This is a genomic window from Prevotellamassilia timonensis, from assembly GCF_900106785.1.
GTDB lineage: Bacteria > Bacteroidota > Bacteroidia > Bacteroidales > Bacteroidaceae > Alloprevotella > Alloprevotella timonensis.
This window is the reverse complement of sequence record NZ_LT629841.1, coordinates 137,730-158,117: the sequence shown is the minus strand read 5'-3', so window position 1 is coordinate 158,117 and position 20,388 is coordinate 137,730. Positions and strand designations below refer to the sequence as shown.

The window sequence follows — 20,388 nt, the reverse complement described above, 5'->3', positions numbered from 1 at the left end:
TAATATATGGACATTGAGGAAATTGTCAAAGAAACTGTAAATTGTGCTGTTAAAGTGCGTCGTTATCTTGGTGAGGGCTTTTTAGAGAGCGTCTATCAGGAAGCTCTTCTTATAGAGTTGCGCAAAGTTGGTCTCAGTGCGGAGAAAGAAGTTCCCATAAGGGTAATTTATGATGATGGCAGTGAGATTGGTCTGTTTAAGGTGGATGTGTTAGTCGAGGACTGTTTGATACTTGAGTTAAAAACAGTTGGCGATTTGACAGAACGACATGAAATGCAATTAGTCAATTATTTGAAAGCATCACGATTAGATACCGGCCTATTGATAAATTTCTGGGGCGAAAAGATAAAAATAAAGCGCAAATATCGCCAGGGCTTGTCACGTGGCACTTATGACAAATATAGTTTATAGGTCTATAGTTATCCGCTAACGCGGAACCATAAGAACAAAAGACCAATAGCATTAAACGCTACGGCGTAGCCCTGTTTATAACAATCCGCTAACGCGGAAAACATAAGAACATAAGGACATAAGAACATAAGACCAAATGTGCTTCAAGACGTACGGGCATGGACTGCGTCCATGTGCCCTCAAGAACATAAGGGCTACGCCGTAGCGTTTCATGCTATTGCTTCCTTATATATCGCTCAAGGTCTTAACGGCGTAGCCCTTATGTTCTTGAGGGCATATGGACGGAGTCCATGCCCGTATGTCTTGCATCACTTATGTTCTTATGTCCTTATGTTCTTATGTTTCCCGCGTTAGCGGCAAATGTTAGCGGCAAATATCACAACTCACGAACAATGAAACACCACTTTTCCCCATACAGGCTTTATCCGCTAACGCGGAACCATAAGAACAAAAGAACATAAGATCTACTGCATGAAACGCTACGGCGTAGCTCTTATGTTCTTGAGGGCATATGGACGCAGTCCATGCCCGTACGTCTTGAAGCACATTTGGTCTTATGTTCTTATGTCCTTATGTTCTTATGTTTTCCGCGTTAGCGGCAAATATTAGCAGCAAATATTAGCGGCGAATATTATCGGCAAATATCACAACTCTCCAACAATGAAACACCACATTCTCCCCCTCCTCCTCCTTCTCCCCCTCACCGCCACCGCCCAAGGCATACACCTCAAGTTCGGCGGCGGCCTCAGTTCACACTACGGTTCCGACCAAGTGATAGGCGCCTTCAAAATAGGCATCGGCTACGAAGTAGAACTCACCCAACACTGGAGCTTCACCCCAGGCATCGAAGTATACGGCAAAGGCGCCAAAAATCCCAACCAAACCGCCTACGTGTTCGACCCCGACCACAACCAGCTCTACAACCCCGACACCGGCCAGCCCCTCACAGGCGTCATCAACCGCTCCGCCACCCAAAACTACCTCGAAGTACCCCTCCTCATCAGTTACTACCTCCGCACAGCACCCTCAAGCTACATCATCGTCAGCGCAGGCCCCTATCTGGCCTACGGCCTCAGCGGTAAACAAAAAACCAAAGGCGACACCCAGCAGAGCGGTTCGCAGCGCTACTACTACGAGCACAAAACCTTCAACGAGCCAGGCACACACCGTTTCGACTACGGCGTGCAAACCTACCTCGGCTACCAATTCCCCTCATCAGTCAGCGTAGGTCTCGAAGCCGATTGGGGAATAGCCAAATTCAACACCGCGGGTCGCCGCAATGTGTCAGCCCTCATAGCCTTAGGCTACAAATTCTGACACTCCCTCCATCGCACCATTGCGAGGTACGAAAAAGCCAAATACCCACAATTAGGTATTGCCAAGGCCACAAACACAGCGTACCTTTGCATCGAGTTAAGTAGAATACATAGATTGTTATGTTCTTGTCCTAAATGAGGCTGTACAGAGCGCTGTACAGCCTCGTTTGTACTATGCAAGTGCTCAAAGTCTTTTTAATACCAACTTATCAAACCATTGTTGACAGGTAAATGTAAATATGCGAACGACTTCAAGCACTATACGCAAGCACTAAACGCTACCACCAAATGCAAGCACTATACGCAAGCACCAAACGCTACCACTAATGGGGGCGACGCGTCTCGCGTCGGGCATTAAGGCAAAGGCACCCAAACAGGCGTGGAGTTAGTGCTCTTGCATTTCCCCGACGCGAGACGCGTCGCCCCCATTAGTGTTAGCGTTTAGTGCTTGCGTCAAACTATTGCAGCAAGCCAACATGCCACCATATACCCCTAAAAATAGGAAATAGCCATTCTACCTACATCTTGCACTTTTTACCTGCACTAAGCTGATAATCAGCACTTTGCGCAGTGTAGGTACACCTGCACACTGCCTACACTAAACTACACTAAACTACACACTGCCTACACTAAACTACACACTACCTACACTAAACTACACACTACCTACACTAAACTACACACCCAACTACACACCACCTGCACTACAAAAAACCCGAGTCATGCACGCAGCACCACAATCACGCCACCCGCTCATGTCAGTATAGGGAGCGCAAAAACCCGATAGGAGCACCCGCCGCGCCTGTCCCCCTATGCCGGCACACGCCCCTGCCATGACACACAACACCCGTTGCCAGTGCCGACAAGTGTGGCACCCAGTGCACGCACGTGTAACCCCCAGTGCAGACAAGTGCAAGTGACAGTGCAGGCAGAGTGCAAGTATACCTACACTACGCAAAGTGCTGATTATCAGCTCAGTGCAGGTAAAAAGTGCAAGATGCAAGCAAAACAACCAAAAAGTGCTGTGAGGGAAACTACACCATTTCGCAGCCTGCACAAACACCCCAAATTGCACACCGCTCTTAGCAACATCAAACACTAAGTTCTATTAAATCTGAAAAAAGATGCGTGAAAACTTTGTTACATTGAAAAACATTTCACTATCTTTGCCACGTAATATGGTATGGTGCGCACATTGCACCACATCGGGGGTGCAAAAACGCTCCTTAAATCTGTTGAAACTCAATTCTATGTTTAACTTTATAAATCACTTACGCAAATGAAAAGGTTTTACAACTATTTCCTTTCATTGTTCCTGCTCATGGCAGTAGGAATCTCCGGCGCTATGGCCCAGGCGTACAGAGAGGGTAACCTCCTTGAAACAGTGGAAGCTGTGACAAGCCAGGATATCCTCCTCAACGGTACGGGTAACATGGGTGGTGGTCAGTACCTTTGCGGACAGGGCTATTCGAGCACTGTAACCAAGGACTGCCGTTACCGCCTCGAACAAGTGTCGGGTCAAGTTGACGGACTCAACCTCTACGTCCTGAAACAAGTATCAACCGGTCTTTATGTAAAGGATTACACTTTGCAGACAACCAGCGGAGATGACTCTGAAGAGGATACTTCTTACGGCCCCTTCAACGGCAAGATGATCGCTGTAACTGCAGACAAGGCTGAGGCCATGCAGTTCACCGTGTCTTTGGCTGTTGAAAATGGTACAGATCCTCGTTCTAAAACCACTCAGGGTCAGGCTCAGGACTTGAGCCAGCCCAGCTTTGTGCTTGCTACAAAGCAGCCCTCGGCTAATGGTGCTATCCAGTTCCTTGGTCACTACTACTCACCCTTCTACGCAATTTATGTAGATACCAATGCTTGGCAGATTCATGCTGTAGACGAGCCCCAGGGTAAGGAGAAGCTCCAGGCGTACATGGACGCATACTTTGCCAACAACACCGATCCTGCAGTAACTTATCCTGCAGGTACCAATCCTGGTGCTTGTCCTGCCGAACTCGTAGAAGCTGCCCACGCAGCTTACACTGAGGCTAACGCCGCACTCAATGCCGACGAATTCACACTCACTGACGAGCAGGTGAACGACCTCTGCAACCGTATCGAAGCTACTATCGAAAAGCTGAAGACTTCTACCTTCCCCATGGCCGATGGCATTTACTTCATTCACGATAGCCGTGGTATGTTCAATGCGGGCAACACCATGTTCCTTTATGGCGACAAGGGCAATGGTAAGGACTACATCAGCGCCAATGGCAACTACACCAAGCCTGCCAAGCTCGACGCCGATGCTGTGAAGTACTTGTGGCGTGTGAAGGTGGTAAAGGGCGACTCTGCCACTGTCCAAAATGTGCTGACTGGCCTCTACTTCACTCACAAGATTGCTGTAGCCAACCACTATGGTTTGAGCCAGAGCGAAAACATCGTGATGTTGCGCAAGGGTGCTGAGACTGGCAACATGTTCAACCACGCATCATTCTACATCAAGAATACCAAGAACAACGAGCGTGCTTGCACCAACCCTGATTCACATGGGGTGTTGAATTGGAACTACGACAATGATCCGGGCAACCAGTTCGTATTTGAGTCAGTTACCGAAGACGAACTTAACGCTGTGTTGGAAGAAGCCAAGCAGGATGTGCGCAACGAAAAGCTTGCAAGCCTTTATGGCGATGCAGTATATGCTCTTAACAAGGGCATCTCTTACGCTCCCGCTGCCGACTATGTGCTCGACAACGACTTCTCTGCCGAAGGTGCCCTCGTACGTCACACTGGCGATGAGGATAACACTCCTTGGTATTGCAACAAAAAGGAAACTAACGAAGTTAATACTTACGAAGCCCTTACAGGCGAAGGCTGGGATGGTACTACTTACTTCCACTCTTCATGGTCAGGTGGCGCTTTCGAGCCCAGCATCAGCAAGAACCACTACCTCGTAGCCGAACTCGAACAAGACGCTACTGGCGACATCCTCGTTAAGGTGGCTAAGCGTGCTACTGGCAACGACTTCCCCACTCAGTTCGCCGTTTATGGCGCTAACAAGTTTAACAAGGAAAATCCCAATGCTACCGAATGGAAGTTCCAGGGATTGGCCGACATCAACTACACTGACTCTGTTGCTGTAACTTACACTGATGTAGATGAAAAGGGTCACAAGGCTGAAGGCCAAACCAAAACCATTCCCGATGCAGTAGGTGTTGCTGCTATGCACCTCGATGGTTCATACGCTTACATCAAGCTCGCTGCCACTAAGACACTCTTCAATGCATCTAACCCCCAGACTAACCGTGGTTACTTTGCTATAGCCAAGCTCAACATTTGGGAGGCTGCCGAACCCGTAGTGAAGAGCTACACTCCCGAGCTTCAGGACGTGCAGAACACCAATGAGGCTGTAATTACAGAACTCCAGGCCCAGATTGAAGCTGCTGGCAAGCAGGTGGCTGACAGCTCAGCTACCGACGCTCAGATTGCTTCATTGCAGGCTGCGCTCGATGCTTTCAACAACAACTACCCCGATCCCAGCCGCGTAACAACTGCTTTGGCTGAAGCCTCAAGCGTTTACAACGCTGCAAGCTCTAAGAACTTGATTGGTGACAAGCTTGCTCAGTATCCTACTAAGGTTGCCGAAAAACTCGCTAATGTTATAACCAAGTATCAGAGCTTCAACAGCGTTAAGCTCGCTGACATCAATGCTGCTGTTAACGAAATCAATGCTGCTGTAGCCGAGTTCAAGGCTTCTATCAAGTTGCCCGAAGCTGGCAAGTTCTACACACTCCGTAGTGCTGCTAAGAAGTTTGAGAACAAGGCTGGCAACGATTCAAAGGGTGTTACTTACCGTGCTATCATCTACTCAGAGAGCAACAATGCTACTACCGAAGTAACTGGCAGCTTTACTCCAGTTCGCTTCTACCGTATGAATGGCTCTTCTGCCATTAAGGACTCTGCCTCATTTGCTGATGCTGACTTCACCAAGTTGCAGGATACTATCAACATTGCAGAAGATGCTCGCCTCATTTGGAAGGCTGAGGCTTCTGCCAATGGTCAGGTTACTTTCCGCAACCTCGCTACAGGTATGTACCTCACTGGTGCTAACGGTAAGATCTACCAGAGCATCGAGGCTACTCCTATCAATGTAGAGGGTATCGCACCCGAAACATTCCGCTTCAACGCAGGCAAGGACGAGAATGGTGTAACCCAGTATATGAATGCAAAGGCTGCATTCAACACCATTGTAACATGGAGCGATACTGCCGACGTTAACTCTAACTTCTTCATCGAAGAGGTGGCAAAGGATAAGATCGCCACTCAGTCATTCTATCTTGCTAACGTGAAGGAAGGCCAGTTCTATGCTGGTACATTCGCAGTAGACATCGCCGCAGGCGACGGTTACATCACACCGTACAAGGTAATTGGTGTAAACGGTGACAAGCTTGTGCTTGGCGCATACGATGATGTAGTTGAAGCCGGTACACCGTTCATCTACTCTGTAGACATGGTTAACTCTACTGCTGCTGGTCAAGTTACTACATTAGGCTTTACTCAGGTAGTAACAGCCAACGACTTGACTGAAGGTAACTACACTTACGAAACTAAGAACGTAAACGGCCTCCAGGGTGTACTGACCGAAGCTGTCAAGATCCCCGCAGGCAAGGCTTACATCAACAACAATGGTGCTGTAGCTGTAGCTCCTGAAGCTGGTGCTGACATCGCTGCCAACGGCGCTTACTTCAACGGTGACGCTTCAACTACTTCTGAGAAGGGTGACGAAACACTCGAACTCGGCAAGATGGTTGGCAATGCCCTCACTGGCATCGACGCTACTAAGGTAATCGTACTTCCTGCCAAGGTTGACGTTTACAGCATCGATGGCAAGCTCCTCCGTCAGGGTGTTAAGAGCAGCAACGCTGCCAAGAACCTCCCCGCTGGTGTTTACGTAATCGGTGGTCAGAAGGTGCTTGTTAAGTAACAAAGCCCGCATCACAGCTGACCCGTTCAGCTGACATGCAATAATTTAATAAGGTGCGTCCCCCAACACGGGGCGCACCTTTTTTCATGCCCTGTCGCTTTCAGCGTAACAAAATAATAATTACATTTGCAGCATTATAGTGCATAAATGGGAACAAAAGACAAACTAATACAACGCTTTAAGCTCCAGCCAAAGGATTTTACATGGCAAGAGTTGGTAAGACTTTTTGCTCTATTGGGTTTTGAAGTCAGTAACAAAGGACGTACAAGCGGTTCGAGAGTCATTTTCGAGAACGGCGACATGGCCTATATGGCTCATAAACCTCACCCAGAGCGTTTTATAAAAGCCTATGTGATGAAACAAGTAATGGATTTTTTACAAAATAATGGTTTGCTATGAATAAGTTGAGATATAAAGGGTATGTAGGCAGTGTGGAGATGAGTGAAGAAGATAATTGTCTTTACGGGCATGTGCTTGATTTGCCTCACGAAACAGAAATAACATACGAGGGCGAAACTGTGGCCCAACTAAAGGAGGACTTTATGAATGCTGTAGACGACTATATAGCATACTGTGAGAGTAAGGGTGTGCAGCCGTGCAAGAGTTGCAAGGGTGCGTTGAATATTCGTATATCGCCCGATGCATACACTAAAATAGCGCAAATTGCAGCACAAGCAGGCATATCAATCAATGCGTTTGTCAGGCAAGCAATTGACAGGCAAATAGCAGCCATGTTATAGTCTTCAGTGCGCCTACTTAATGGCAATTATTGCTGTTTTAGTTAAACGTAGACATGCGAATGGAGCGTCAAACGCGACTACCTATAAGTGCTAGCGTTTTGTGCTTCCTAATGATGCCACTCTGCGATAAACGCAATCACCAAACGCAAGCACTAAACGCAAGCACCAAACGCAAGCACTAATGGGGGCGATGCGTCTCGCGTCGGGGACAGAGAAAGGTGAAAACAAGCTCTGCGAAATAAGTAGCTGCATCTTTTTCCGACGCGGGACGCGTCGCCCCCATTAGTGCTTGTGTTTGGTGGTAGCGATCAATGCGTTTATCAGCCGCATCTATGCCCTGTAACTCAAAATAAATGAGTATATTTGTACGCTAATATGTGCAGGTGTACACACGCTGCGCACTCCAACATGCTAACTACTCATAATCCCTATAATGGAAGATCTTGAAAAGAAAGGCGCTTCGGCATACAGCGCCAGTAACATTCAGGTGCTCGAAGGCCTGGAGGCCGTGCGCAAGCGCCCCGCCATGTATATTGGCGACATCAGTGAAAAGGGCTTGCACCACCTGGTTTACGAAACCGTGGACAACTCCATCGACGAGGCACTTGCAGGCTATTGCACCCACATCGAGGTGACTATCTGCACCGACAACTCCATCATCGTACAGGATAACGGACGCGGTATCCCCGTCGACATGCACCCCAAAGAGCACCGTTCGGCACTCGAGGTGGTAATGACTGTGCTCCATGCCGGCGGCAAGTTTGACAAGGGCTCCTACAAGGTGTCAGGCGGTTTGCACGGCGTGGGTGTGAGTTGTGTGAACGCCCTCTCCACCAAAATGGTGAGCGAGGTGTTCCGCGATGGCAAAATCTACCGTCAGGAGTATGCCAAGGGCCACCCGCAGGCACCTGTGGCCGTGGTGGGCGACACCGACATTCGGGGCACACGCCAGCACTTCTGGCCCGACCCCACCATCTTTACCACCACCACCTACAAGTACGAGATACTGGCCAACCGCATGCGCGAACTGGCTTACCTCAACGCCGGCATCACCATCACCCTTACCGACCAGCGTCCCGACGAGGAGGGCAACCAGCGCAAGGACGTGTTTCATTCCGACCTCGGCTTGCGCGAGTTTGTGCGCTACATCGACTCTTCGCGCCAGCACCTTTTCGACGATGTGATCTATCTCAACACCGAGAAGAACAACATACCCATCGAGGTGGCTATTATGTACAACACCTCGTACAGCGAGAACATACACTCCTACGTCAACAACATCAACACCATCGAGGGCGGTACACACCTTGTGGGCTTCCGTCAGGCTGTTACCCGTGTGCTCAAAAAGTATGCCGAGGAAACTGCCGCCAAACAGATAGAGAAGGCCAAGGTGGAAATATCGGGCGAGGACTTCCGCGAGGGTCTTACTGCCGTCATCTCCGTCAAGGTGGCCGAACCGCAGTTTGAGGGCCAGACCAAGACAAAACTTGGCAACAGCGAGGTGACCGGTGCTGTAAACCAGGCCGTGGGCGAGGCGTTGACAAACTACCTCGAGGAACACCCCAAGGAGGCCAAGCTCGTTGTAGACAAAGTGATACTTGCCGCCACCGCCCGCATTGCCGCCCGCAAGGCGCGTGAGAGCGTGCAGCGCAAGAGTCCGCTGTCGGGTGGCGGGCTGCCCGGCAAATTGGCCGACTGCTCATCGAAGGACCCTGCCATCTGCGAGCTGTTCCTTGTCGAGGGTGACTCGGCCGGTGGTTCTGCCAAGCAGGGCCGCAGCCGTGCCACACAAGCCATTCTGCCTCTGCGTGGTAAGATACTTAATGTGGAGAAGGCCATGTGGCACAAGGCGTTTGAGAGCGACGAGGTGAACAATATCATTCAGGCCCTGGGCATACGTTTTGGCATGGGCGAGGACTCAAAGGAGGCCAACCTCGACAAGTTGCGCTACCACAAAGTTATCATCATGGCCGATGCCGATGTCGATGGTCAGCACATTGCCACCCTCATCATGACACTCTTCTACCGCTACATGCCGCAGATTATTCAAGACGGTTACCTCTACATTGCCATGCCGCCCCTCTACAAGTGCACCAAGGGCAAGGTGTCGGAGTATTGCTACAACGACCGCGACCGTCAGGTGTTTATGGACAAGTATGGCGACGGCACCGAGGGCAGCATCAAGACGCAGCGTTACAAAGGTCTTGGTGAGATGAACCCCGAGGAGTTGTGGAGCACTACCATGTGTCCTGAGTCGCGTCTGCTCAAGCAGGTGTCGCTCGAGAATGCCGCCGATGCCGATTATGTGTTCTCCATGCTTATGGGCGACGATGTAGGTCCGCGCCGCGAGTTTATCGAGAAGAACGCTATTTATGCTAATGTAGATGCTTAGCGGGCTGCGCGTGCGCTGACGCCGCTGCGCGGCTTTGTAACGCTTACCGCGGGAACATAAGAACATAAGCTACATAAGAAACATATAAGGCCGCTGCGCGGCGGACGGCCACGGACTACGTCCGGGTGGCCTCAAGAAACATAAGGGCTGACGCCGTAGCGTGGCTTGGCAGCCGCTAACGCGGTAAACAAAAGAACATAAGAACATAAGGACATAAGGGCTGACGCCGTAGCGTTACATATAGTACCGCTACGGCGTCAGCCCTTATGTTTCTTGAGGCCACCCGGACGTCAGTCCGTGGCCGTCAGCCGCGCAGCGGCCTTATGTCCTTATGTTCTTATGTCCTTATGTCCTTATGTTCCCGCGGTAAGCGCTTCAAAAGCCTCGGCGTCAGCCCTTATGTCCTTATGTTCTTATGTTCTTCTGTCTCCCGCGTTAGCGGCTGCCAAGCCCCGCTACGGCGTTAGCCCATTAAAATATTAGCCCATTACCATATTAGCCATTACCACATTACCACATCAGTTTTTCTCCAAAAAATTTGGCAGTTTACAAATAAGTGCCTATCTTTGCACCGCTTAAAGCCCCAAAGGGGTATGGCAAGCAGCCCAGATGGCGGAATCGGTAGACGCGCTGGTCTCAAACACCAGTGGGGCAACCCGTGCCGGTTCGACCCCGGCTCTGGGTACGCTATTCTTAAAGGATAATGATTTGAGCACGAGGCTCAATGAATTATCCTTTTTTTGTTTGTTGCGCCCCACAATGTGCTGTACGGGCGTCAGTTTATTAAAACAAATACTTACCTTTGTAACGCGTTGAGGCAGACCACATACAGTCTGCCCGCAGTGTTGAACAGTTACATACACCTATATTATAAATATGCGTAAGACAACAATGACCCTCATGGCAGCCCTGCTGGCTGCCCCGATGTGGGCACAAGTAACGCCCCTTGGAGGCTTCTACTACGGACAAATGCCCGCACCCACAGGCTGGGAGTGGCAAAGCCCCGACTCGGTAGCCTATAACAAGCAGCAGCCACACGCCTGGTTCTTCTCGTTTGAGAATGTAGAGCAGGCGCGCAAGGTGCTGCCCGAAAACAGCGCCCTCTGGCAGAGCCTCGACGGCCAGTGGCAGTTCCATTGGGCCAAAAATCCCGACGAACGCCCAAAGGACTTTTACAAGACAGACTTCGACGCCTCGGCATGGGACAAAATACAAGTGCCCATGTCGTGGAACATGGCCGGCAAACAAGCCAACGGCACTTTTAAGTATGGTGAACCCCTCTACTCAAACCAGCGCGTCATATTCCAGCACCAAGTGCGACAGGGCGACTGGAAGGGTGGGGTGATGCGCACCCCGCCCAAGGACTGGATGACGTATAAAAACCGCAACGAGGTAGGCTCCTACCGCCGCACTTTCACCCTCCCCGCAGCGTGGGACGGCAAGGAAGTGTACATCAACTTCGATGGCGTAGACTCATTCTTCTACCTCTACATTAATGGCCATTACGTAGGTTTCTCAAAGAACTCACGCAACCTCGCACAGTTCGACATCACACCCTATCTCAACAAGAAGGGCGAAAACGTGATAGCCGTCGAGGTATACCGCCACAGCGACGGTTCCTTCCTCGAGAGTCAGGACATGTTCCGCCTGCCGGGCATCTTCCGCACCGTGGCACTCACTGCCAAACCCAAGGTGCAGGTGCGCGACATCAAGGCCATTCCCGACTTTGATGCCACCTACACCAATGGCAACCTCCACATCAGTGCCGAGGTGAGCAACCTCACCACCAAGGCCGCCAAGGGCTACACCATTGAGTACAGCCTCTACGAGAACGAACTCTACTCCGACAACAACACCCTCGTGCCAGGCGTGTCAGCAGTGGCCAAGGTGGGCGACGTGGCCAAAAATGGCGAACTTACCGCCAGCGTCACCCTCAATGCCGGCAATGTGGTAAAGCCCTGGAGCGCCGAGGCACCACACCGCTACACCCTCGTCGGACAGCTCAAGGACAAAAAGGGACAGGTGGTGGAGACCTTCTCAACCAACGTAGGTTTCCGCAAAATCGAAATTAAGGACACACCCGCCAGCCAGGACGAGTTCGGACTGGCCGGACGCTACTACTACCTCAACGGCAAGCCCATCAAGATGAAGGGCGTCAACCGTCATGAAAACAATCCGCAGACGGGACACTACGTCACCCGCGAGCAAATGCAGAAGGAAGTGTTCCTGATGAAGCGTGGCAACATCAACCACGTGCGCAACTCACACTATCCCGATGCACCCTACTGGTACTACCTCTGCGACAAGTACGGCATCTACCTTGAGGACGAGGCCAACATCGAAAGCCACGAGTACTACTATGGCAAGGAAAGCCTCTCACATGTGCCCGAGTTCCGCAACGCCCACTTGGCACGCAACATGGAGATGGTGCACAGCACTGTCAACCACCCCTCGGTGGTGATATGGAGCCTTGGCAACGAAGCCGGACCCGGCGACAACTTCAAGGATTGCTATGCCGCCATCAAGCAGTACGACCAGAGCCGCCCCGTGCAGTATGAGCGCAACAACGACATTGTCGACATAGGCTCTAACCAGTACCCCTCAATAGCCTGGGTGCAGGGCGCTGTCAAGGGCAACTACAACATGAAGTACCCTTACCACATATCAGAGTACGCACACTCTATGGGTAATGCCGTGGGCAACCTGGTAGACTATTGGAACGCCATAGAGAGCACCAACTTCTTTATGGGCGGCGCCATCTGGGACTGGGTAGACCAGGCCATGGAGGGCACCGACTCCGTAACCGGCAAAACCTACTGGGGCTACGGCGGCGACTTCGGACCCGACAACAAGCCCAACGACGGCATGTTCTGCATGAACGGCGTGATGCGCCCCGACCTCTCACCCAAGGCACAGTACTTCGAGGTGAAAAAGGTGTATCAGAATGTGGGCGTCAAGGCTGTCGACCTCAAACAGGGACGCATCGAGATATTCAACAAAAACTATTTCGAGCCGCTCAAGGGCTATCAAGTAGTATGGTCGCTCTACAAAGACGGCGTGTGTGTGGAGAAGGACAAACCCCTGTTGGGCGCCAAGAACATACTCGGCCCGCGTGAGCGCCAGGAGTATGTGCTGCCCTACAACTACGCGCAGCTCGACCCTAACAGCGAGTACTTTGTCAAGGTGCAGTTCCTGCAGGGCAAGGACATGCCGTGGGCCAAGAAGGGCTATGTACAGATGGAGGAGCAACTCCGCGTGAAAGGTGCCGACGTAAAGGCCCCCGCCATTAAGAGCGTGGCCGCCAAGGGCACTGCCAATGTCACAGTAGGCAGCAAGCAAGTCAGCGTCAAGGGCCATAACTACGACATCGACATCGACCTCAGCACAGGCGCCATCAGCCACCTTGCCTACAACGGACAGGAGATTATTGCCAACGGCAACGGTCCCAAGCTCGACGCCTTCCGTGCCCCCACCGACAACGATGCCGGCATTGGCTATCACAACGCGTGGTTCAAAAACGGACTTTACGACCTGCAGCACAAGGTAGTGGGCAAGCCCACCATTGTCAAGGGCAAGGACGGTGTTACACAAATAAGCCTCACCATCGAGAGCCAGGGCCGCGAGGGCAGCCAGCAGGTATACTCCGACCGCGACCGCAACCCGCAGACAGTCTACACCTTCAGCCAGGGCAAGCACGCCCTTGGTGCCGACGACTTCAAGTTCACCACCAACCAGGTGTACACCATCTATCCTGATGGCTCGGTAGAGTTGCAGAGCGCCATCTCGGCCAACCGCACCAATGTGGTACTGCCCCGCATAGGCTACTCTATGAAACTGCCCAAGCAGTACAACCAGTTCAGCTACTACGGCCGCGGCCCTGTCAACAACTATGCCGACCGCAAAACCGGCCAGTTCATCGAGCTGCACCAGGGCGAGGTGGGCAAGCAAGACATCATACTGCCCAAGCCCCAGTCTATGGGCAACCGCGAGGAGGTGCGCTATTGCGCCCTGCGTCCCGCCCAGGGTGGCGAGGGTGTAGCCTTTGTGGCCGACAGCGTCATGTCTGTATCGGCTCTGCCGTGGAGCCAGCAGCAGCTCACCCAGGCAGCCCACATCTACCAGCTGCCCGAGAGCGATGGCACCTACCTGCATCTCGACGCCAAGGTAACCGGTCTTGGCGGAGCCAGCTGCGGCCAGGGTGGCCCGTTTGTTGAGGACCAGGCCCTCAGCCACAACTACAACTTCGGCTTCATCATACGTCCGCTCGCAGCCCAGCAGCAGCTTGCCGAGGTGGCCAAGGTAAGCCCCTCGGGTGAGCAGCCCATCAGCATCGAACACAGCCGCACGGGCATGGTCACACTGAGCAGTCCTGCCAAGGGCCGCACCATCATGTATGCCCTGGGCGGCAGCAAGAAGGCCACAGCCTACACCGCGCCCGTCAATCTGCGTGCCGGTGGCACCATCACCACGTGGTACAAGGACAATCCCGCTATGAAGACCTCCATGACCTATGCCAAGGTTGAGAGCGTGCCCCTGCAGGTAGTCTTTGCCTCGTCGCAGGAGCCTGGCAGTGGCGATGCCTCATACCTTGTCGATGGCGACCCCGCCACCATTTGGCACACCATGTACTCTATCACCCTGGCCAAGTACCCCCACTGGGTAGACTTCGATGCCGCCGAGCCCAAGCTCATGAAGGGCTTCACCTTCCTGCCCCGTCAGAGCGGCCAGAATGGTTGGGTCAAGGACTACGAGGTGTATGTGAGCCAGGACGGCAAGTCGTGGGGTGAGCCTGTATGCAAAGGCACTTTCGCTGCCAATGCCGAGCTCAAGCGCGTCATGTTCAGCAAGCCCGTCAAGGCACGTTACATTCGTTTCCGTGCACTCAACGAGCAGAATGGCCAGGACTTCGCCTCAGGCGCAGAGTTCTCGCTGATTGCAGAATAACGAACACGCAGGGCGCCTCGCTCGCAGATGTGCAAATGTACAAATGTGAGCAGATGCGCAATATGCTAATATAATAATGGGCTGATGCCGCAGCGTTGCAAATTGTAACGCTACGGCGTCAGCCCTTTTTTTGTGCGCGTGCGCATCATCAGCACATCTTCCTGTCAGCCCATTTGCGTGTATGGCTTTCAGAATATGTTTTCATCTTATTGCAGTCCGGTGAAACGTAAACATACGAATGGACTCAAGCACCCAACGCAAGCACTAATGGGGGCGACGCGTCTCGCGTCGGGATAGAGAAAGGAGGAAGATACAAACTCTACTAAATAAATAGCCACATCTTTTCCCGACGCGAGACGCGTCGCCCCCATTAGTGCTTGCGTTGTGTGCTTGCGTTGTGTGCTTGCGTTCTGTGCTTGCGTTCTGTGCTTGCGTTCCTTTGCGGCGCGTTTCATACAACTTATAATCCTCCAAAAAACCTGTCTCGCTAAAAGTCTATTTCGTACACCCTGCTTGTAAGGGCAAAAGCATCACTATGAGTCTTGGAACTTTGCCGCACAGTTTTCAGAATATGTTTTTAAGCATAAAAGTGACACAAAGTGTGACAGAAGTGTTGCGCAATACCTAAAAAGGTTTTATTTTTGCGCCGAATTTATAATGAAAACGCAAGATACAGCCATTGCATTAAGTGTTGTTGATAAAAGCAGAGCAGAGCGATGAGGCTGTCACGCCGCAGTTGTGCGTTTACAAATGCGGCAGCGTAATTTTACACAAAATTATTTAGCAACAAATTATGACACGCAACGCGTATTATGTACTTTCCTCCGAGTTTGGTCGTAAGGTAAAGCACGTGGCATTGTACGCCAGCAATATGCTGCTATTTACCCCCCCCCCATTTGTTATAGACATTTAACATCAGCAACGTACACACGCTATGGTGCAAGCCCCCTTTGTGCCGTAGTGTCATCGCCGCGCCATGGCCTGCATTGCCAGTCCATAGCGCGGCGATAGTTGTGTTGTACGTTGTCCGACGCTGCACTTATAACTAAATATCAACAAATATCACAACCTATGAAGAAAATTTCTACTCTTGCCTTGGCACTCATTGCCATGGGCAGCCTGTCTATGCCCGCTTCGGCACAGGTAACTTTTGAACCGGTTTCGACGGCAACTCTCGAATCTGGTTGGTATCAGATGCGCCAGGTGGTGGGCGTTTCAAGAAATGATATTTCTGCCACTGCACCTCGTTATGTGTATTCGGCAGATGCTTTGGGCAAGAATTATACGTGGTTCGGTACCGATGCTTCGCAGAAAACTGATGCCACTGCTTTTGTGTATGTGCACAAAAATGGCAGCAATTATGCCATTATGAACATCAATGGCAAGTGGGGTAGTAACATGGCTAAATATATTGAGGGTAATGCGGAACCCTCATATGCAATCACTCAGGATGCAAGTAACAATACTCAGTATCAAGTAGGCGCAACTTGGGACGATTGGACGGGTTGGAACTATATGGGAGGTGCTTCAAGTGCGCAAACTAAAGCCGCCCGTTTCGAGTTCTCAAAGGTCGGTGAGACCGCTCTTGCTGCTTATGATGTTTATACTGTAAGTATTACAGGTGATGCAACAACGGTCTCGGTTACCAGCACTAATACTGCCAATAAGGGTACGAAAACAGTGTACAATGGCGGTAGTTACTTCTTTACAGCCGGCACCTCAATTAGCGAGAGCGACTTCACCATTCCCGATGTGGCTGGTTGTACCAAGACAGTTGCCTTTGACGCTTCTGCAAAAACTCTGACAGTGAATTACACGCTTGACGAGTCTCTTATTACTAAGGCAGAGAATGTATTGGGCAAAACAGGCATAGGTTATCCTACCGCTACATCGACGGTGCGTACCAATCTTAGTACAGCTTTAACCAATGCCAAGACCTCAAAAACTTTAGCCAATTATAGTGCACTTAGCTCGGCTTACACGGCATATCTTGCTTCATCGGATATTCAAATGCCTGAAGATGGTAAGGCTTATACCTTTACAGCTATATTTTATGATGGTGCAAAGAGATATATGGATTATGCAGAGAGTGGTTACTCGCTCGTGCCTACTTCAGACGAAACTAATGCCAACTATCCTGAGACAGCAAAGTTGATTTGCCGCAAAGTGGGTGACAATAAGTTTACCTTCGCAAATAATGCAGGCAAGCATTTTGTGTGGAAGGGTGGCACAGACGGAGCCAATAGCAACAAGGGCTATGTTGATACTTACAACGCAGAATATGCCGTAACTGTTGCCAAAATAGTAAAGGGTGGCTATGTAGTAGACAAAGAAAACGAAGACCTTTTAGGTTACGTAGGCGTGATGGGTTATCGTAAACCTTCAGGCAAAAACCCAGAACAGGATTATTTTATATTCACGGTGAATGGTTCAACTTATTCTTATAACCAGGCTAATGCGCCTTTCTATAAAACAAGTGGAGGTGACAAACACTCTTCACTCATCAAGATTGAAGAAACCACTTACCCCAACACCGTTACTTTCAACGCTGTTAGCGACGTTGAGGGCGTGAGCAACCTCGCCACATTCAGCGCACCATTTGCCACTGTTATCCCCGAGGGTGTTACAGCCTACTATGTAAGCACTGCCGACAATACCAAGGCTACAATGAAGGCCATCGAGGCAGGCAAGGCTATCCCCGCAAAGACAGGCGTTCTTTTGACCTCTGAAAGCGCTGATGCTGTAACCATGGTTCCCGCTACTGATGAAACTCTTGCTACAATCGAGAACAACAAGCTCGGCAACTCTGCTGGTGCAGACAAGACAATCGCCGAAGGCGACAATGCCTACATTCTTGCTAAGGGTGCTAACGGCACAGCATTCTACAAGGGTAAAATTGGTACAACACTCAAGGCCAACAAGGCATATTTGACTCTCGATGCAGCTGGCGCTCCCGAAGCCATCTCTATGAACTTTGGTGGCAACGTAACTGGTATCAACCAAATCGTCAATGCCGAGCAGAACAACGCCCCCGTTTACGACCTCACCGGCCGTCGCGTAGTGCGCACCGTTAAGGGTGGCCTCTACATCAAGGGTGGCAACAAGTTCATTGCACGCTAATTAAATTGACAGTAGTATTAAACCATCAAAACAGATAATGACAATGAAAAAGACATATATGGCTCCCACAGCCCAGGCTATCACATTCGACGCCATGACCATGCTCGCCGCCTCAAACGAACTGAAGGTGAGCGACAAGGAAGTTGACGCAGGCACCTCTTTCTCTGGTGAGAAGGGCTGGAGCAGCGAGTCTTGGTCTGACGAGGACTAAGCTACAACTTGAAAATATTAGGTTAGATTTATTATACATGGGGGGTTGGCAGACCGTGAGGTTAGCCAACCCCATTTTTAGTGCCGTAAGTAACTCAAACTCTAATGGGGGCGACGCGTCTCGCGTCGGGAAAAATGAGCACTAATTAGGCTTCTATCTGTGAGCTTTTGCTTTAATTTTCCCGACGCGAGACGCGTCGCCCCCATTAGAGCTTGCGTTTTGTGTTTGCGTTTAGTGCTTGCGTTTTGTACTTGTGTTTAGAATTAGCGTTTTGTGTTAGCGTTTAGAATTATTGCAGTCCGGTAAAAATCCAAAGCATTAAATGTGCGTTTTAGAGTCTCACCGAACGCCAATAACCGGCTCTAATCTCCCCATTCTGATGGGTCCGCTCACAAACCCCAATTCCGCAAATATCTAAATATTCTTGGAATTAATTCCGCAAATATCTAAATATTTTTGGAATAGCGGCAAAAATGTGTTTAACTTTGCAGAGTCCGAAAGGATAGTGCCTCCTTTTGTCGGGCACTACTTAACAATCAATAAATGTCATCATTATTTCTATTACAATACACCTGTCTGTTAGTGTTTGCCATGCAAACACTCGTGCTTGTCGTGTCACGCTTTCAGGTGTCCGTAGTCAACCGCCAGTACGAAAAGTCGCGCTGGTCGCTCGTGACTGCCGCCCTGCTGCTGGTGATACACTATGGCTTGCAAATGGTCTACGGCTTCAGAGCTCACAGCGACGATGCCGGTGTGATAGTAAACATACTGTTCTACACCCCCGTCGCCTTCCTGGTGTCCCATTCCATACTCAACCTCGAGTGCGAAAAGCGTCGGCGCCGTCGCTACGACCTGTTGTTCGTCACATTGTTTGTGGCCACACTCGTTGCGTTTGGCAGCGGGTGGCTTACATGCAACAGTCTGTACATGCCCTATGAGCAAATGGTGTTGCACACCCTCTATTTGGTGTCCATGATCGCGAGCATTTTCATACCCATTAGCGTGATACACCGTAACAGGAGTAGGGTAGAGGCCGAAACGGGTGGCGACATCATGCCCTATGTGCGCTACACGTGGGCGGGCTACCTGCTGTTTAGCTGCACCTCGCTTGCCCTTGTGGGTGCCATCATGTGGCGTCCGCTGCTCTTTGTTGTAGGGCCGGCCGTGTTGCTCTCCGCCGTCATCTTCAACATGAGTTTTGTGGCCATGGGCTACAACCTTGCCCCCATCGACGAGGTGCTGACCGATGTGGCCGACGACGAGGCCGACGACGCACAGTCAATGGCCGATGGTGACGCCGATGAGCTGGCATCAGGCAATGCCGTCCCCGAGCGGTTGTCACCCGAAATGGTGTGTGTTGTCGAGGCCGCCCTTGCTGCGTGGTGTGCCGAAAAGAACTTTCGCGACACTACCGTCAACATGGTCAAACTCTCGCAGAGCATAGGTGTGGTGCGCCGCACCCTCAGCATCTATTTCGACCAGCATTTGCACACCACCTTCCGCATTTGGTTGAGCGACATACGTTTTAAGGAGGCGCAGGACTACATCAAGGCGCACCCCGAGTACACCAACGAGAGTGTGTCGTCGGCCTGTGGCTTTACATCGCGCAGCCAGTTGTACAAGATATTCAGCGACCGCACGGGCATGACGCCCCGCGAGTGGCGTGACGGGCAGATAGCGTAGCGAGCTGTGTCCGGTGGTGAGCATTTTCTTTTTATTTTTCCGACGCGGGACGCGTCGCCCCCATTAGAGGTAGCGTTTGTTGGTGGTGTTTTGTGCTTGAAGAGACGCAAGCTTTTGCGCTTGAAGAAACGCAAGCTCTAATGGGGGCGACGCGTCTCGCGTCGGTGCAACTCAAGCGCTAACCGCTAACGCGGAAAACATAAGAACATAAGGACATAAGAACAGAAGATAACGTTCGTGTTAGCCGCTTAGCGCGGAAAACATAAGGAACATAGGTTTACATAAGAAACACATAAGGCCGCTGCGCGGCTGAAGGCCACGGACTAACGTCCGGGTGGCCTCAAGAAACATAAGGGCTGACGCCGTAGCGTTACTACTTGTAACGCTACGGCGTCAGCCCTTATGTCCTTATGTTCTTCTGTCCTTCTGTTTCCCGCGTTAGCGGCTGCCCCGCCCCGCTACGGCGTCAGCCCTTATGTTTTTTGAGGCCACCCGGACGTTAGTCCGTGGCCGTCAGCCGCGCAGCGGCCTTATATGTTTCTTATGTAAACTTCTGTTCTTATGTTTCCCGCGGTAAGCGGCTAACACGAACG

General features: G+C 51.1%; 10 protein-coding genes and 1 tRNA gene. All 11 read left to right on the top strand.

The window, feature by feature from the left end; genetic code table 11:
- Positions 1–6 precede the first annotated feature (6 nt).
- On the top strand, positions 7–411 hold the full coding sequence (locus tag BQ5453_RS02470) for a GxxExxY protein (RefSeq protein ID WP_071121998.1): 405 nt from the start codon (positions 7–9) through the stop codon (positions 409–411).
- Positions 412–1,071: 660 nt separating this feature from the next.
- Positions 1,072–1,728 (top strand): porin family protein, encoded by a 657-nt coding sequence (locus BQ5453_RS02465; RefSeq protein ID WP_071121997.1) that lies wholly within the window; start codon positions 1,072–1,074, stop codon positions 1,726–1,728.
- 1,278 nt (positions 1,729–3,006) lie between these two features.
- Positions 3,007–6,705: a hypothetical protein gene (locus BQ5453_RS02455; protein WP_071121995.1), complete on the top strand. Its 3,699-nt coding sequence runs from the start codon at positions 3,007–3,009 to the stop codon at positions 6,703–6,705.
- Positions 6,706–6,852: 147 nt separating this feature from the next.
- A complete protein-coding gene (locus BQ5453_RS02450; RefSeq protein ID WP_071121994.1) occupies positions 6,853–7,104 on the top strand; it encodes a type II toxin-antitoxin system HicA family toxin in 252 nt (83 codons plus the stop codon).
- Complete coding sequence (locus BQ5453_RS02445; protein ID WP_071121993.1) at positions 7,101–7,445, top strand: type II toxin-antitoxin system HicB family antitoxin; 345 nt, start codon at positions 7,101–7,103, stop codon at positions 7,443–7,445. Before BQ5453_RS02450 ends, BQ5453_RS02445 begins: the two co-directional genes overlap by 4 nt.
- Before the next feature lie 433 nt (positions 7,446–7,878).
- Entirely contained in the window at positions 7,879–9,837 is a 1,959-nt protein-coding gene (gyrB, locus tag BQ5453_RS02440) for a DNA topoisomerase (ATP-hydrolyzing) subunit B (RefSeq protein ID WP_071121992.1), read from the top strand.
- A 603-nt stretch (positions 9,838–10,440) separates the two neighbouring features.
- Positions 10,441–10,522: transfer RNA gene (locus tag BQ5453_RS02435), tRNA-Leu, on the top strand.
- A 191-nt stretch (positions 10,523–10,713) separates the two neighbouring features.
- A complete protein-coding gene (locus BQ5453_RS02430; protein WP_071121991.1) occupies positions 10,714–14,781 on the top strand; it encodes a glycoside hydrolase family 2 TIM barrel-domain containing protein in 4,068 nt (1,355 codons plus the stop codon).
- Between the two features lie 1,071 nt (positions 14,782–15,852).
- Positions 15,853–17,901 carry a hypothetical protein gene (locus BQ5453_RS02425; RefSeq protein WP_071121990.1) on the top strand — a complete coding sequence of 683 codons (2,049 nt, stop codon included), beginning with the start codon at positions 15,853–15,855 and terminating at the stop codon, positions 17,899–17,901.
- A 43-nt stretch (positions 17,902–17,944) separates the two neighbouring features.
- The gene (locus BQ5453_RS14305; protein ID WP_154668733.1) at positions 17,945–18,112 is read left to right on the top strand and encodes a hypothetical protein; all 168 of its coding nucleotides are present in this window, start codon (positions 17,945–17,947) and stop codon (positions 18,110–18,112) included.
- Between the two features lie 543 nt (positions 18,113–18,655).
- Positions 18,656–19,795 (top strand): helix-turn-helix domain-containing protein, encoded by a 1,140-nt coding sequence (locus BQ5453_RS13905; protein WP_083361099.1) that lies wholly within the window; start codon positions 18,656–18,658, stop codon positions 19,793–19,795.
- The last annotated feature ends 593 nt before the right edge of the window (positions 19,796–20,388 follow it).